The organism is Kocuria sp. CPCC 205263 (assembly GCF_040981075.1).
In the GTDB taxonomy this organism is placed as follows: domain Bacteria; phylum Actinomycetota; class Actinomycetes; order Actinomycetales; family Micrococcaceae; genus Kocuria; species Kocuria rosea.
On the sequence record NZ_JAVKPV010000004.1, the window covers coordinates 229,851 to 245,246 of the forward strand.

Below are 15,396 nucleotides of genomic sequence, written 5' to 3' on the forward strand. Positions count from 1 at the left end.
CCCCGGGAGACCCCGGCGGCGGGCGGGGCGCCATCCAGCCCACCGCACCGAGAGGAGGCAGACCCGTGCAGCGCCCGATCGCCGTCAACACCTGGGTGTGGGAGTCCCCCCTCACCGACGCGAACCTGCCCCCGCTCCTGGCGAGGATCGCGGACATGGGCTTCGACGCCGTCGAGCTCCCGCTGGAGAACGTCGGCGACCTCTCGGCCGGGGTGGTGCGGCACGCCCTCGGCGGGCTCAGGCCCCTGCTCGTCGGCGCCATGGCGCGCGGGCGCGACCTCGTCCTGGCGGACGACGCCGTGATCGCCCGCACCCAGCACTATCTCAGCGCCTGCATCCGGCTGGCCCACGACATCGGCGCGCCGGCCGTGTGCGGGCCCTTCTACGCGCACACTGGCCGGGTGTGGCGGATGGACGCGGCGGAGCGCGCGGACGCCTACGCGCAACTGCGGCGCCGTCTCGCCCCGCTGGCCGCCGAGGCCGAGGCCGCCGGGGTGGTCCTCGGCATCGAACCGCTCAACCGCTACGAGACGTCCTTGCTCAACACCACCGCCCAGGCGCTCGAGGCCCTCGGGCCGCTGCTCGGCCACGGCGTGGGGCTGGCCCTGGACACCTACCACCTGAACATCGAGGAGCGCTCCTCCGCCGACGCCGTCCGGGCGGCCGGCCGGCACCTCGTCCACGTCCAGGTCTGCGGCAACGACCGGGGAGCACCCGGCGGGGACCAGACGGACTGGACGGGCATCTTCGACGCCCTGGACGCCGTCGGCTACACCGGCGCCCTCAGCATCGAGAGCTTCACCGCCCGCAACGCCAGCATCGCCACCGCCGCCTCGATCTGGCGGCCCCTGGCGGAGAGCCAGGACCAGCTCGCCGAGGACGGACTGGCGTTCCTGCGCTCGTGCGCCGCCCGGTCCCCAGGAGGACACCCATGACCACCACCGTGCCCGACCCCGCCGTTCCCCCCGGCCACGGGAGCGCCGCCCTGGGCGTCGCCGTGCTCGGCCACTCCTTCATGGGCAAGGCCCACTCCAACGCGTGGCGCAACGTCAACGCCTTCTACCCCACGCCCCGCGTGGCGCAGAAGGTGCTGGTGGGCCGGGACGCCGGGCACGTGGCCGAGGCCGCCCGGCGGTACGGCTGGGAGGAGAGCGGCACCGACTGGCGGTCGGTGCTGGAACGGGACGACGTCCACGTCGTCGACATCTGCACGCCCGGCCACCTGCACGCCGACATGGCCGTGGCCGCCCTCGAGGCCGGCAAGCACGTGCTCGTGGAGAAGCCGCTGGCCAACACGGTGGCCGAGGCCGAGCGGATGGCGGCCGCCGCGGCGGCCGCCCGGACCCGCGGCGTCCACTCCATGGTGGGCTTCAACTACCGCCGGGTGCCGGCCCTGGCACTGGCCCGGCAGCTGATCGCGGACGGCCGGGTGGGCCGGGTCCGCCAGGTCCGGGTCAGCTACCTGCAGGACTGGCTCGCCGACGAGCACGCGCCCATGACCTGGCGCCTGCGCCGGGAGACCGCCGGGTCCGGAGCGCTGGGCGACCTCGCCTCCCACGCCGTCGACCAGGTGCGCTTCCTCCTGGACTCGCCGGTCACGTCCGTCTCCGGGACGCTCACCACGTTCGTCCCCACCCGGGCGGGGGCGGACGGCCCCGAGCCGGTGACGGTCGACGACGCCGCCTGGGCCACTCTGCGCACCGCCTCCGGGGCGGTGGTCGGCCTGGAGGTCTCCCGCTGCGCCACCGGCCGCAAGAACGCCCTCGGGATCGAGGTCTACGGATCGCTGGGCGGGCTGCGCTTCGACCTCGAGCGGCTCAACGAGCTGCACCTGTTCGACGCCACCGCGCCGCCGGACACCCAGGGCAGCAGCCGGATCCTCGTCACCGAGGCCACCCACCCCTACGTGGGGGCGTGGTGGCCGGCCGGGCACGTCCTCGGCTGGGACCACACGTTCACCAGCCAGGCCGCCGAGCTCCTGCGGGCCGTCGACACGGGGGTCCCGGCCGCCCCCGGGTTCGAGGACGGCCTGGAGGTCCAGCGGGTGCTCGCCGCCGTGACGGACAGCGCGGCGCGCTCCGGCGCCACCGTCCACCTCTGACCCCGCACGAGCGGAGCACCGCTCTCCCCGACCCGAAGGACCGACGATGGGACACCACCGCTACACGCTGTTCACCGGCCAGTGGGCCGACCTCCCGCTCGAGGAGGTCGCCGAGCTGGCGGCCGGCTGGGGCTACGACGGCCTGGAGATCGCCGTCTCGGGCGAGCACCTCGACGCCTGGCGGTGGGACGACGACGCCTACGTCCGGGACCGGCTCGACATCCTCGAGCGCCACGGCCTCGGGGTGTGGGCCATCTCCAACCACCTCAAGGGCCAGGCTGTCTGCGACGACCCGATCGACTTCCGGCACGAGTCCATCGTGGGACCCCGGGTCTGGGGCGACGGCACGCCCGAGGGAGTGCGCACCCGCGCCGCCGAGGAGCTGCAGCACACCGCACGGCTCGCGCGGAAGCTGGGCGTGGACACCGTGGTCGGCTTCACCGGGTCCTCCGTCTGGCAGTACGTGGCGATGTTCCCGCCCGTCTCCCAGGACGTGATCGACGCCGGGTACCAGGACTTCGCGGACCGGTGGAACCCCATCCTGGACGTCTTCGACGAGTGCGGGGTGCGCTTCGCCCACGAGGTCCACCCCTCCGAGATCGCCTACGACTACTGGTCCACGCACCGGGCGCTGGAGGCCATCGGCCACCGCGCGGCCTTCGGGCTGAACTGGGACCCCAGCCACTTCCTGTGGCAGCAGATCGACCCGGTGGCGTTCATCTCCGACTTCGCGGACCGGATCTACCACGTGGACTGCAAGGACACGAAGATGCGGACCGGCGGTGGGCGCAACGGCATCCTGTCCTCGCACCTGCCCTGGGGCGACCCCCGCCGCGGCTGGGACTTCGTCTCGACCGGGCGGGGCGACGTGCCGTGGGAGGACAGCTTCCGCGCCCTCACCGCCATCGGCTACGACGGACCGATCTCCGTGGAGTGGGAGGACGCCGGCATGGACCGCCTCCGGGGCGCCCCCGAGGCCCTGGCCTTCCTGAAGCGCTTCGACTTCGCCCCCTCCGGCGCCTCGTTCGACGCCGCCTTCCGGCAGTAGCCGGTCCGGGGCGGCACCCGGTCCCGGGGAGGACCCCGGTGTCAGCCGAACGGCGTCGTGGACACCGGCGGTCCGCAGGCGCACGATGGAGACCCACACCGCAGGAGGAACCATGGGCGAGGTCGGCCGGCAGGCCACGAGGGCGGCCGACGCCGCGGACGACGCGACGGATTCCCGCGGGTTCGTCCTCGCGGCCCGCGCCGGGTACGTGGCGGCGGGCCTGCTGCACGTCATGATCGGGGTCATCGCGCTGCGCGTGGCCACCGGCGGCTCGGGCTCGGCGGACCAGTCGGGGGCGGTCGCCGCGCTCGCCGCCAGCCCGGGCGGCACCGTCCTGCTGTGGGCGTGCTTCCTCGGCTGCGCGGCGCTCGCCGTCTTCCTGTTCAGCGAGATCTTCTTCGGCGCGACGCAGCGCTCGGACCGGGACCGGCTCAAGCACCGCGTCAAGATGGGCGGCCAGGCGGTCGTCTACGGCGCCATCGGCGCCGTGTTCGGGACCTACGCCCTCGGCGGCACGAGCGACAGCAGCGGGTCCACCCAGTCGCTCAGCGCCCGGCTCATGGCGCACCCGGCCGGCACGGTCCTGCTGATCGCCGTGGGACTGGGCCTCGTCGTCGCCGGCGCCTTCTTCGTCCACCGGGGCGTGACGAGGTCCTTCCGGGAGAACCTGAAGAGCCTGCCGCCGGGCACGGCCGGCAGGGCGGTCATGTGGCTGGGCACGGCCGGCTACGCGGCCAAGGGCGTGGCCCTGGCGGTGCTCGGGGTGCTCGTCGTGGTCGCCACGGTGCGCAGCGACCCGGAGCAGTCGTCGGGGCTGGACGGTGCGCTGAAGGCCCTCCAGGAGCAGCCCTTCGGGGCATGGATCCTCGGGGCCGTGGCCCTGGGCCTCATCTGCTACGGGGTCTTCATGGTGGTGCGGGCCAGGTACCAGCGGATGTGACCGCGCCCTCCCGGCGCGCCGCCCGGGGTGACCGGAGCTGCCGGCCGACCGGCCTTCGCGGGGCGCGGCACGAGGAATAGAATGGTCCCATCCGCACCGCGGTCACCTGGGGGACGTCATGTCTGAAGAGCAGCACACCGTCAACGAGGACGCGCCGTCGTCGGGCTACCGCCTCCTGGACCGGTTGAACCAGATCGCGCTCAAGGTCTACGGCGCGGCCGATCGCATCGCGCCGGAGACCCACGGCGCCGGGGAGAGCGAACGGGCCCACGCCTGGTACGAGGAGTGCCAGAAGCACTTCGTGATCGAGCGGGACGAGCACGGCAACGAGTACCTCTACCACCGCGACGACTCCCGCGGCGGCCCCCGGGCCGGGACGTCCCGCAACTGACGGCCCCGCGCGTCAGCGCATCGCGCGCAGCGCGTCCACCAGCGCCGTGGTGCGCCGGCCGAGCAGCCGCGACAGGTCCCCGGTGACGAGGTCCAGCGCGCCGTCCTCGATGTTGGCGTCCAGGGCCACCATGAACCGCGCGGTGCTCTCGTCCACGCCGGTCCGCTCCAGCTCCGCCAGATGCTGTTCGGGCGTGAGCCGCCGGTAGGTCACCTCCCGGTCCAGGACCTCGGTCAGCGCGGCGGCCAGCTCGTCGAAGCTCCACGCCACGTCCCCCGAGAGCTCGTAGGTCTGGCCCGCGTGGCCGTCCTGGGCGAGGGCCGCGGCGATCGCCTCCGCGTAGTCCTCGCGGGTGGCGCTGGCCACCCGGCCGTCCCCGGCACTGGCCAGGACCACGCCGGTGGTCTCCGCGTGCCGCAGGGCCGGCTCGAAGTTCTCGGTGTACCAGCCGTTGCGCAGGATCGTGAACGGGAGCCCGGACGCGGCGATCGCCTCCTCCGTGGCCAGGTGCTCGTCGGCGAGCAGCAGCTTCCCGCGGTCGGCGCCGAGGGCGCTGGTGTAGACGAGGCGGGACACCCCGGCCCGGACGGCGGCCTCGACCGCGTTCTGGTGCTGGGGAACCCGGATCCCCACCTCGCTGCTGGAGGTCAGCAGGACCGTGTCCGCCCCCGCGAACGCCTGGTCGAGGGTCGCGGGCTCGGTGTAGTCCGCCCGGACGGTGGCCAGGCCCAGCTCCCGGAGGGCGCCGAGCTTCTCCTCGTCGCGGCCGGCGGCCACGAGGTCCGGCAGCTGCACGTCCAGGCGCAGCAGGGAGCTGATGACGTGGCGGCCCAGCCGGCCGGTCGCGCCGGTGATGACGATGGACACGGTGTTCCTCCCGGTGGTGGCCCGGCCGCTCCCGGGCGGGTGCCAGCGGGACCCGCCGGCACCCGCCCGGCGCGGCGGTGTGTCCTGTGCAACGGGCGGCGCCCGCGGCGTATTTCCGGCGTGCGGTCCCGGCGGCCGCGGGTCCGATCGCCTCCGGAGGAACCCGGCCTCCGTGTCCGGGGCGGCGCGTAGCCTGGTGCCATGAGCCTCGCCCAGAAGATCAACCGTGTCGTCGCCCCCTTCGAGGTCATCTCCGACTACGTGCCCGCCGGCGACCAGCCCAGGGCCATCGAGGAGCTCGCCGCGAGGATCGAGGCGGGGGAGAAGGACGTCGTGCTGCTCGGCGCCACCGGCACCGGCAAGTCCGCGACCGCCGCGTGGCTCATCGAGCGCGTCCAGCGGCCCACCCTCGTCATGGTGCAGAACAAGACGCTCGCCGCGCAGCTCGCCAACGAGCTGCGGGAGCTGCTGCCCAACAACGCCGTCGAGTACTTCGTCTCCTACTACGACTACTACCAGCCCGAGGCCTACGTGCCGCAGACGGACACCTTCATCGAGAAGGACTCCTCCATCAACGAGGAGGTCGAGCGGCTGCGGCACTCCGCGACCAACGCGCTGCTGACCCGCCGGGACGTCGTCGTGGTCGCCACCGTGTCCTGCATCTACGGCCTGGGCACCCCGGAGGAGTACGTGGCGCAGATGGTCACGCTGCGCCGGGGGGAGGAGATGGACCGCGACGAGCTGCTGCGCCGGTTCGTGAACATGCAGTACGCGCGCAACGACGTCGACTTCCACCGCGGCACGTTCCGCGTGCGCGGGGACACCGTGGAGATCATCCCGATGTACGAGGAGCACGCGGTCCGGGTCGAGTTCTTCGGCGACGAGATCGAGTCGATCTACACCCTGCACCCGCTCACCGGGGAGATCATCCGGGAGGAGACGGAGATGTACGTCTTCCCCGCCTCCCACTACGTGGCCGGCGCGGACCGGATGGCCACGGCCGTGAAGTCCATCGAGGACGAGCTCGCCGCGCGGCTGAAGGAGCTGGAGTCCCAGAACAAGCTCGTCGAGGCCCAGCGGCTGCGGATGCGCACCACGTACGACCTCGAGATGATGGAGCAGATGGGTTACTGCAACGGCATCGAGAACTACTCGCTGCACATCGACGGCCGCCCCCGCGGGTCCGCCCCGCACTGCCTCATCGACTACTTCCCGGACGACTTCCTGCTGGTGGTCGACGAGTCCCACGTGACGATCCCGCAGATCGGCGGCATGTACGAGGGCGACATGTCCCGCAAGCGCACCCTCGTGGAGCACGGCTTCCGGCTGCCCTCGGCGATGGACAACCGCCCGCTGAAGTGGGACGAGTTCCTGGGGCGCATCGGCCAGACCGTCTACCTCTCGGCCACGCCGGGCAAGTACGAGCTGTCCCAGGCGGACGGCTACGTGGAGCAGATCATCCGGCCCACCGGGCTGATCGACCCCGAGGTGGTCGTCAAGCCGACCAAGGGGCAGATCGACGACCTCCTCGACGAGATCAACGCGCGGGTCGAGCGAGACGAGCGCGTGCTCGTCACGACCCTCACCAAGCGCATGGCCGAGGACCTCACCGAGTACCTCATGGAGCACGGGGTCAAGGTCCAGTACCTGCACTCGGACGTGGACACCCTCCGCCGCGTGGAGCTGCTGCGCGAGCTGCGGATGGGCACGTTCGACGTCCTCGTGGGCATCAACCTGCTGCGCGAGGGCCTGGACCTGCCCGAGGTCTCCCTGGTGGCGATCCTCGACGCCGACAAGGAGGGCTTCCTGCGCTCCACGACGTCCCTCATCCAGACGATCGGCCGTGCCGCCCGCAACGTCTCCGGCCAGGTGCACATGTACGCGGACCGGATCACCGACTCGATGGCCACGGCCATCGAGGAGACGAACCGGCGCCGGGAGATCCAGGTCGCCTACAACACGGAGCACGGGATCGACCCCCAGCCCCTGCGGAAGAAGATCGCGGACATCACCGACCAGCTCCAGCGCGAGGAGGAGGACACCCGGGAGCTGCTCGCCCGCCGTGCCGCCGCCGGGAAGAAGACCGCGCCGACCGGGGCGAAGGGCGGGCGGGGCGCCGTGGCGGCCGCGGAGGACAAGCTGCGCCGGGACGGGTTCGCGGCCGCGCCGGCCGAGGACCTCACGGACCTCATCGCGCAGATGACGGAGCAGATGCAGGCCGCGGCCGCCGAGCTGCAGTTCGAGCTCGCCGGGCGGATCCGCGACGAGCTCTCGGACCTCAAGAAGGAGCTGCGGCAGATGCAGCAGGCGGGGCACGCCTGAGCCCGCTCCGGCCGAGACCGGGACCCGGGACCACGTCCGTCCCCGGCGTTCTCCCAGGTTCGGGTAAAGTGCTATCCGCGTAGGGGAGTATCCCTCAGCGCTGCGGTCGTCAGCACGCCGGGCAACGGAGCCGGGCCGGTCGCAGCGACCGCGCCTCGGCACCCGGGCCCCGGGCCCGCCGGGGACGGTGGAGAGACTTGCGGCTCATCGTGATGCCCCGGTCCGCCACGTTCCCCGGACGACGCCGGCCCGCGGGCCCACCCATCTCCAAGCGAAAGAACTCGCGTGCACACACAGCTACCCGCGTGGTTCGAGATCGGCTCCTTCGTCGTTCTCGGCTGCATCCTTCTCTTCGACCTGATCATGGTCGCCAAGCGCCCCCACGAGCCCTCCATGAAGGAGGCCGGCATCTGGGTGGGCGTCTACGTGGCCCTCGCCCTCGTCTTCGGCGCCCTGATGTTCGCCTTCGCGGGCGCCGAGCAGGGCACGCAGTTCGTGGCGGGCTGGATCACGGAGTACAGCCTCAGCATCGACAACCTGTTCGTGTTCATCGTGATCATGACCCGGTTCGCGGTGCCGCGGAAGTACCAGCAGGAGGTGCTGATGGTGGGCATCATCATCGCGCTGGTCCTGCGCGGGATCTTCATCTTGCTGGGCGCCACGATCATCGCGAACTTCTCCTGGGTCTTCTACCTCTTCGGCGTCTTCCTGCTCTGGACGGCGTACCACCAGGCCAAGGACGACGGCGAGGACGAGTCGGAGGAGAACGGCCTCATCCGCCGGCTGCGCACCGTGGTCCCCATGACGGACCGGTACGACGGCAACAAGCTGCGCACCACCGTGGACGGCAAGAAGCTCTTCACCCCGATGCTCGTCGTCTTCGTGACCATCGGCGTGACCGACCTGATGTTCGCCTTCGACTCCATCCCGGCGATCTTCGGACTGACCCAGAGCCCGTTCATCGTCTTCACGGCCAACATCTTCGCCCTCATGGGCCTGCGCCAGCTCTACTTCCTGCTCGGCGGGCTCATGGAGCGGCTCATCTACCTCAAGCACGGACTGTCGCTGATCCTGGCGTTCATCGGTGTCAAGCTCATCCTGCACGCCATGCACGAGAACGAGGTGCCCTTCATCAACGGCGGCGAGCACATCGGGTGGGCCCCCGAGATCCCCACCTTCGTGTCCCTGGGCGTGATCGTGGCCATCATCGTGGTCGCCACGGTCGCGTCGATGGTCAGCCCGAAGGGCCGGTCCGCCCACGCCGTCGCCGAGCTGCACCGGGCCATCGAGGTCTACCGGGGCATCCCGGAGGGCACCCCCACCCGGGAGATCCGCATCGTGCAGGCCGAGCTCGTGCAGAAGCACCGTGCGGCCCGCGGCGCCTCGGAACGCTCCGCCGTGGAGCTGCCCAACCTCCACGAGCACACGGGCAAGTCCGCGGAGGAGCACCACACCGAGAGCCGGCACCTGGAGCACGCGGAGCACGGGGAGGCCCGGCACTGAGCACCACCGCGGGCTGAGCGCCCGGGGCCGTCCTCGACGGCTCGCGCGGCCAGGGGCCCGGTCCGCCACACGGCGGACCGGGCCCCTGGCCGTGCGGGCCGGGACGTCCGTATAGACTGGGCCGAGCCTAGGGGAGTATCCCTCAGCGCTGTGGACGTCAGCACGTCGGGTGCCACAACCCGGCCGGACGCAGCGGTCGAGCCCAGCACTGGACCGGAACGGTCCGGCGGGAACGGCGGAGAGACTTACGGCTGTCCCGTACTCGACCCCGAAAGCAGAACCATGGAAGTCTCACTCACCGTCTGGATCGTCACCATCGCGGCCATCATCGGCCTGCTGCTCTTCGACTACGTGTTCCACGTGCGCAAGGCCCACGAACCGCAGCTCAAGGAAGCCGCGATCTGGTCCGCGATCTACGTGGGCATCGCCCTCCTCTTCGGCCTCTTCGTCCTCGTCCAGTGGGGCGGCCGGTACGCCGGCGAGTACTACGCCGGGTACATCACCGAGAAGGCGCTGTCGGTCGACAACCTCTTCGTCTTCCTCATCATCATCGCGTCCTTCAAGGTCCCGCGCGAGGACCAGCAGAAGGTCCTGCTCTTCGGCATCACGTTCGCCCTGATCGCCCGCACCGCCCTGATCTTCGTGGGCGCCGGGCTGATCAACCAGTTCGCCTGGGTCTTCTACCTGTTCGGCCTCATCCTGCTGCTGACGGCCGGCTCCCTGATCAAGGGCGAGCTGTCCGAGTCCGCCCACGACGAGGCGGACAACTTCATCATCCGCACCGCCAAGCGCTTCATGCACACCTCCGACGAGTACGACGGCGACAAGCTGTTCACCATGGAGAACGGCAAGAAGGTCATGACGCCGATGCTGCTGGTCATGGTGGCCATCGGCGGCACCGACGTGCTCTTCGCGCTGGACTCCATCCCCGCGATCTTCGGCCTGACCCAGCAGACCTACCTGGTGTTCACCGCCGTGGCGTTCTCCCTCATGGGCCTGCGCCAGCTCTACTTCCTCATCGACGGGCTCCTGGACCGGCTCATCTACCTCTCCTGGGGCCTGGCGATCATCCTCGGCTTCATCGGCGTCAAGCTCATCCTGCACGCCCTGCACGAGAACAACCTGGGCTTCATCAACAACGGTGAGCACGTGGAGGTCGTCGAGGTCGGCATCAGCCTCTCGCTGACCGTCATCGTGGGGGTGCTGGTCATCACCGTCCTGGCCTCCCTCTACAGCCCCAAGGGCCGGGCCCTGCGCGTGCTCAACGGCCTGCAGACCGTCGCCGAGCGGTACGTGACCCTGCCGCAGGACGCCCCCGCCGGGGAGCGCCAGAAGCTGGCGGAGAAGGCCGCGAAGTACCAGCGGCAGATGCCGAAGATCTCCGACAAGCACCGCCAGGAGTTGCTGGACTCCGAGAAGCAGTTCCACGAGCTCCTGGACCGCGCCCGCGGCAAGCACCGCGAGTTCGAGCGCACCGGGGTGGGCCCGGAGCCGGACGCCGTCCCGGCCCCGGAGGCCGAGGCCCTCTCCGGTGCCCGGGCCGAGACCCAGGAGGCGGCCGGCACCACGACCCCGGACGCCCCCCGCGGCGGCGGCAGCTCCGCCGTCTGAGCCACCCCTCCCGGTGCCCCGCGCACCGGGAGCAGGAGCCCCCGGTGCGCACCGAGCAGGTGCGCACCGGGGGCTCCGTCGTCGTCGGAGGGACCGCCGGGCGGCCCCGGCTCAGCGGCCCGTCTCGGTGATGGGCCCGACGTTGTCCACGACCACCGCGGGGAAGCCGTCCTCGTCCGAGGTCCGCAGGTCGATGCGGGCGTTGATGCCCCAGTCGTGGTGGCCGTCCGGGTCGTCGAAGACCTGCACCACGGTCCAGAACCCCGGCAGGCCCTCGGGCTGCTCGTCGATCCGGATCAGCCCCGGCCCCCTCGACTGGGGGTCCGTGTAGATGTCCTCGTGCTCGCCGAAGTACGCGTCCATGGCGTCCGCCCACCGGTCCCGGTCCCAGCCGTGCTCGCCGTCGAGGGCGCCCAGGACCTTGTCCTTCTCGTCCGCGAACAGCTCGACGCGCTGGAACAGCGCGTTGCGCACCATGACCCGGAACGCCCGCGGGTTGGACGTGATCACGGGGGGCTGCTCGTCGATGAGCTCCTCGAGGGAGTCCGCGGAGGTGCCCATGGGGGACTCCTCCCCGGCGGCCAGCTTCTCCCACTCGTCGAGCAGCGAGTTGTCGGTCTGCCGGATGAGCTCGCCCAGCCACTCCACGAGGTCCTCGAGGTCCTCCCGGAGCAGATCCAGGGGCACGGTCTGGCGCAGCGCCTTGTAGGCGTCGGAGAGGTAGCGCAGCAGGATGCCCTCGGACCGGGCCAGGCCGTAGAACTGCACGTAGTCGCCGAACGTCATGGCGCGCTCGTACATGTCCCGCACCACGGACTTGGGCGTCAGCTCGAACTGCGCCACCCACGGGGCGCCGGTGCGGTACGTCTCGAACGCCTGGGTCAGCAGCTCCTCGAGCGGCTTGGCGTAGCTGACGTCCTCGAGCTCCTTCATCCGCTCGTCGTAGTCGAGGCCCTCAGCCTTCATCGACGCCACGGCCTCCCCGCGGGCCTTCTTCTCCTGCATGTTCAGCACCTGGCGGGGCTTCTCCAGGGTCGCCTCGATCACGGAGACGACGTCCAGGGCGTAGCCTGGGTCCTCCCGGTCCAGCAGGGTGAGGGCGGCGAGGGCGAAGGGGGACAGCGGCTGGTTGAGGGCGAAGTTCTCCTGCAGCTCCACGGTCAGCCGCCAGGTGCGGCCCTCCTCGTCGGGCTCCGGGAGCTTCTCGACGACGCCGGCGGCGCGCAGCTCCTTGAGGATGCCGATGGCCTGCTTCAGCAGGGCGCGCTGCCGCGGCCGCGTCTCGTGGTTGTGGGTCAGCAGGTGCCACGCCGCGAGCACCGGGTCCCCGGGGCGCTGCAGGAGGTTGAGCAGCATCGAGTGGGTCACCGTGAAGGACGAAGTCAGCGGTTCCGGAGCGGAGGCGACCAGGGTCTCGAACGTCGGCTTCCCCCAGGACACGAAGCCCTGCGGCGGCTTCTTCCGCACCACCTGCCGCAGCTTCTTCTGGTCGTCGCCGAACTTGGCGTGGGCCTTCTTCATGGCCTTGTTGTTCTCGATGACGTGCTCGGGCGCCTGGACCACCACGGTGCCCGCGGTGTCGTAGCCGGCCCGCCCGGCCCGGCCGGCGATCTGGTGGAACTCGCGGGCGTTGAGCCGGCGGGTGCGCTCGCCGTCGAACTTGGACAGCGCCGTGATGACCACGGTGCGGATGGGCACGTTGATGCCCACCCCCAGGGTGTCGGTGCCGCAGATGACCTTGAGCAGCCCCGTCTGGGCGAGCTGCTCCACGAGCCGGCGGTACTTGGGCAGCATCCCGGCATGGTGGACCCCGATGCCGTGGCGGACCAGGCGGTTGAGGGTCTTGCCGAAGCCGGCCGAGAAGCGGAACCCGGCGATGAGCTCGCCGATGCGCTCCTTCTCCTCCTTGGTCAGCACGTTGACGGACATCAGGTTCTGAGCCTGGTCCATGGCCTGCAGCTGGGAGAAGTGCACCACGTAGACCGGGGCCTGGTTGGTGCTCAGCAGCTCCTCGAGGGCCTCGTGGATGGGGTCCTCGGACCAGTAGTGGTGCAGCGGGATGGGCCGCTCCGCGGAGGACACCGTCGTGGTCGGGCGGCCCGTGAGCTCCGTGATCCCCTCCTCGAAGCGGGAGACGTCCCCGAGCGTGGCGCTCATGACCAGGAACTGCGCCTGGGGCAGCTGCAGCAGCGGCACCTGCCACGCCCAGCCGCGCTGCGGGTCGGAGTAGAAGTGGAACTCGTCCATCACCACGGGCCCCACGTCCGCGTCCCGGCCCTCGCGCAGGGCGACGTTGGCGAGGATCTCCGCGGTGCAGCAGATGATGGGGGCCGCGGCGTTGACCGCGGAGTCCCCGGTGACCATGCCGACGTTCTCGGCGCCGAAGATCTCCACGAGCGAGAAGAACTTCTCGGACACGAGCGCCTTGATCGGGGCGGTGTAGTACGAGCGCTGCCCGGCGGCGAGACCCGCGAAGTGCGCCGCGACGGCCACCGTGGACTTCCCGGACCCGGTCGGGGTCGCGAGGATCACGTTGGACCCGCTCGCGAACTCGAGCACGGCCTCGTCCTGGGCGGGGTAGAGCTCCATATCCCGGGAGGCGATCCAGCCGAGGAACCCCTCGTAGACCTCGTCCCCGGACAGGGCGTTGGTGGCGAAGTCGCCGCGGTAGTACGGGTGGCCCGGGGTGCCGAGCTCGGGGGAGAGGGCTTCGAGGAGTTTCATCGTCCTCCACTGTATCGGGACGGCGCGTCCCGGCCCGTGCCGGTTCCGCGCCGCGGGGGCCCGCGCGAGGACAGCGGGGCACTGGCCGGGACGCCCCGGGTCCAGCAGACTGGGCCCATGACGCACGTCACCGACCCGATGCCCTCGGACCTGGAGATCGCCCAGGCCGCCCGGCCCCGCCCCGTGAGCGAGATCGCGGCCGCCGCCGGGATCGCCGCCGACCGCCTGGAGCCCTACGGGCGCTTCGTGGCGAAGGTCGACCCGCGCCCGGACGAGGTGTCCACCCCGGAGGAGGCCGCCGAGCGCAAACTCGCCCGCGGCGTGCGGTACGTGGTGGTCACGGCGCTGACCCCCACGCCGCTCGGCGAGGGGAAGACGGCCACGGCGGTGGGCCTGGCGCAGGGCATGGCGGCCACCGGCCGCTCCGCCGCCCTGACGCTGCGCCAGCCGTCCATGGGGCCCACGTTCGGGATCAAGGGCGGGGCGGCGGGGGCGGGGTACGCCCAGCTGCTGCCGATGGACAAGCTGAACCTGCACCTGACCGGGGACTTCCACGCCGTGACGGCCGCCCACAACCTGCTGGCGGCGATGATCGACAACCACCTGCACCACGGCAACGCCCTGGGCCTGGACGCCCGTTCGATCACGTGGCGGCGGGTCCTCGACGTCAACGACCGGGCGCTGCGCACCGTGGTGGTGGGCCTCGGCGACCACCAGGACGGCGTGCCGCGCCAGACCGGCTTCGACATCACGGCCGCGTCCGAGGTGATGGTGATCCTCTCGCTCGCCACGTCCTTCGCCGACCTGCGCCGGCGCCTGGGCCGGATCGTGGTGGGCTCCACGCACGACGGCGAGCCGGTCTCCGCCGAGGACCTCAAGGCCGCCGGGTCCATGGCGGTGCTGCTGCAGGACGCCTTCCAGCCGAACCTGCTGCAGACCGTCGAGGCGACCCCGGCGCTGGTCCACGCCGGACCGTTCGGCAACATCGCGACCGGCAACTCCTCCGTGGTCGCCGACTACGTGGCCATGGCCCACGCCGACTACGTCATCACCGAGGCCGGGTTCGGCGCGGACATGGGCCTCGAGCGCCTGGTCAACGTCAAGGCCAGGGCCTCCGGGCTGACCCCGGACGCGGCGGTGCTCGTGACCACGGTGCGAGCGCTGAAGACCCACTCCGGCCGCTACAGCGTGCGCCCGGGCAGGGCGCTGCCGGCGGAGATGCTCCAGGAGAACCCCGGGGACGTGGAGGCGGGGGCGGCGAACCTGCTCCACCACCTGGCGATCGCCCGGTCCTTCGGGATCTCCCCGGTCGTGGCGATCAACGCGTTCCCCGGGGACCACCCCTCGGAGCACGAGGCGATCCGCCGGATCGCCCGGGCGACCGGGGCGGAGGTGGCCGTGTGCACGGCAGTGTCCGAGGGCGGCGCCGGGGCGGCCGAGCTCGCCGACGCCGTGGCCGCCGCGTGCGAGCACCCGGCCGGGTACACCCCGACCTACGGGCTCACCGAGTCCCTCGAGGACAAGCTCACCGCGGTTGCCACCCGCGTCTACGGCGCGGACGGCCTCGAGATCACCCCGGCCGCAGAGCACCAGCTGGCCCGCTACGAGGAGCTCGGCTACGGGGGGCTGCCGGTCGTCATCGCCAAGACCCACCTGTCCACCACCGCGGACCCGGCCCGCAAGGGAGCGCCCACCGGGTGGTCCCTGCCCGTCCGGGAGCTGCGCGCCGCCGTGGGCGCCGGGTACCTCTACGCGATCTGCGGGACGATGCGCACCATGCCGGGACTGGGCACCTCCCCGGCGGCCGAGCGGATCGGGATCGACGACGACGGGCGAGTCACCGGCCTCTTCTGAGGCCCGCTCCCTCCGGGACCCGCCCCGTCCCGGAC

Annotated in this window: 10 protein-coding genes and 1 pseudogene; 9 read left to right on the forward strand and 2 right to left on the reverse strand. The window is 71.6% G+C overall.

Annotated elements, in window-relative coordinates; translation table 11 throughout:
• Window positions 1-65: 65 nt before the first annotated feature.
• The 5 genes from RF647_RS08080 (at window position 66) to RF647_RS08100 (ending at window position 4,480) form a co-directional block, all read left to right on the forward strand.
• Window positions 66-935, forward strand: coding sequence for a sugar phosphate isomerase/epimerase family protein (locus RF647_RS08080; RefSeq protein ID WP_368811277.1), 870 nt, complete (start codon window positions 66-68; stop codon window positions 933-935).
• Window positions 932-2,101 (forward strand): Gfo/Idh/MocA family protein, encoded by a 1,170-nt coding sequence (locus RF647_RS08085; protein ID WP_368811278.1) that lies wholly within the window; start codon window positions 932-934, stop codon window positions 2,099-2,101. Before RF647_RS08080 ends, RF647_RS08085 begins: the two co-directional genes overlap by 4 nt.
• Before the next feature lie 46 nt (window positions 2,102-2,147).
• Window positions 2,148-3,149 (forward strand): sugar phosphate isomerase/epimerase family protein, encoded by a 1,002-nt coding sequence (locus RF647_RS08090; protein WP_368811279.1) that lies wholly within the window; start codon window positions 2,148-2,150, stop codon window positions 3,147-3,149.
• Between the two features lie 112 nt (window positions 3,150-3,261).
• Window positions 3,262-4,089, forward strand: a complete 828-nt coding sequence (locus RF647_RS08095) for a DUF1206 domain-containing protein (protein ID WP_368811280.1) — start codon at window positions 3,262-3,264, stop codon at window positions 4,087-4,089.
• 118 nt (window positions 4,090-4,207) lie between these two features.
• The gene (locus tag RF647_RS08100) at window positions 4,208-4,480 is read left to right on the forward strand and encodes a hypothetical protein (protein WP_133410042.1); all 273 of its coding nucleotides are present in this window, start codon (window positions 4,208-4,210) and stop codon (window positions 4,478-4,480) included.
• Window positions 4,481-4,492: 12 nt separating this feature from the next.
• Here RF647_RS08100 and RF647_RS08105 read toward each other — a convergent pair whose 3' ends face one another.
• Window positions 4,493-5,347, reverse strand: a complete 855-nt coding sequence (locus RF647_RS08105) for an SDR family oxidoreductase (protein ID WP_368811281.1) — start codon at window positions 5,345-5,347, stop codon at window positions 4,493-4,495.
• Between the two features lie 201 nt (window positions 5,348-5,548).
• Here RF647_RS08105 and uvrB point away from each other — a divergent pair, with 201 nt between their 5' ends.
• The 3 genes and pseudogenes from uvrB (at window position 5,549) to RF647_RS08120 (ending at window position 10,783) form a co-directional block, all read left to right on the forward strand.
• Entirely contained in the window at window positions 5,549-7,669 is a 2,121-nt protein-coding gene (gene uvrB / locus RF647_RS08110) for an excinuclease ABC subunit UvrB (protein ID WP_368811282.1), read from the forward strand.
• A 285-nt stretch (window positions 7,670-7,954) separates the two neighbouring features.
• Window positions 7,955-8,914: pseudogene (locus RF647_RS08115) on the forward strand (TerC family protein); the annotation flags it as partial.
• A 540-nt stretch (window positions 8,915-9,454) separates the two neighbouring features.
• Window positions 9,455-10,783 (forward strand): TerC family protein, encoded by a 1,329-nt coding sequence (locus RF647_RS08120; RefSeq protein WP_368811283.1) that lies wholly within the window; start codon window positions 9,455-9,457, stop codon window positions 10,781-10,783.
• 111 nt (window positions 10,784-10,894) lie between these two features.
• Here the strand turns inward: RF647_RS08120 and RF647_RS08125 are convergent, their stop codons facing one another.
• Complete coding sequence (locus RF647_RS08125) at window positions 10,895-13,507, reverse strand: DEAD/DEAH box helicase (protein ID WP_368811284.1); 2,613 nt, start codon at window positions 13,505-13,507, stop codon at window positions 10,895-10,897.
• A 117-nt stretch (window positions 13,508-13,624) separates the two neighbouring features.
• On the opposite strand from RF647_RS08125, the gene RF647_RS08130 reads away from it, so the two are divergent.
• Window positions 13,625-15,361, forward strand: a complete 1,737-nt coding sequence (locus RF647_RS08130; protein WP_368811285.1) for a formate--tetrahydrofolate ligase — start codon at window positions 13,625-13,627, stop codon at window positions 15,359-15,361.
• Window positions 15,362-15,396: the final 35 nt, after the last annotated feature.

Coding starts and splice junctions, on each gene's coding strand:
- RF647_RS08130 (WP_368811285.1), top strand. CDS start 13,625: ATGACGCACGTCACCGACCCGATGCCCTCGGACCTGGAGATCGCCCAG.
- RF647_RS08090 (WP_368811279.1), top strand. CDS start 2,148: ATGGGACACCACCGCTACACGCTGTTCACCGGCCAGTGGGCCGACCTC.
- uvrB (WP_368811282.1), top strand. CDS start 5,549: ATGAGCCTCGCCCAGAAGATCAACCGTGTCGTCGCCCCCTTCGAGGTC.
- RF647_RS08125 (WP_368811284.1), bottom strand. CDS start 13,507: ATGAAACTCCTCGAAGCCCTCTCCCCCGAGCTCGGCACCCCGGGCCAC.
- RF647_RS08095 (WP_368811280.1), top strand. CDS start 3,262: ATGGGCGAGGTCGGCCGGCAGGCCACGAGGGCGGCCGACGCCGCGGAC.
- RF647_RS08085 (WP_368811278.1), top strand. CDS start 932: ATGACCACCACCGTGCCCGACCCCGCCGTTCCCCCCGGCCACGGGAGC.
- RF647_RS08120 (WP_368811283.1), top strand. CDS start 9,455: ATGGAAGTCTCACTCACCGTCTGGATCGTCACCATCGCGGCCATCATC.
- RF647_RS08100 (WP_133410042.1), top strand. CDS start 4,208: ATGTCTGAAGAGCAGCACACCGTCAACGAGGACGCGCCGTCGTCGGGC.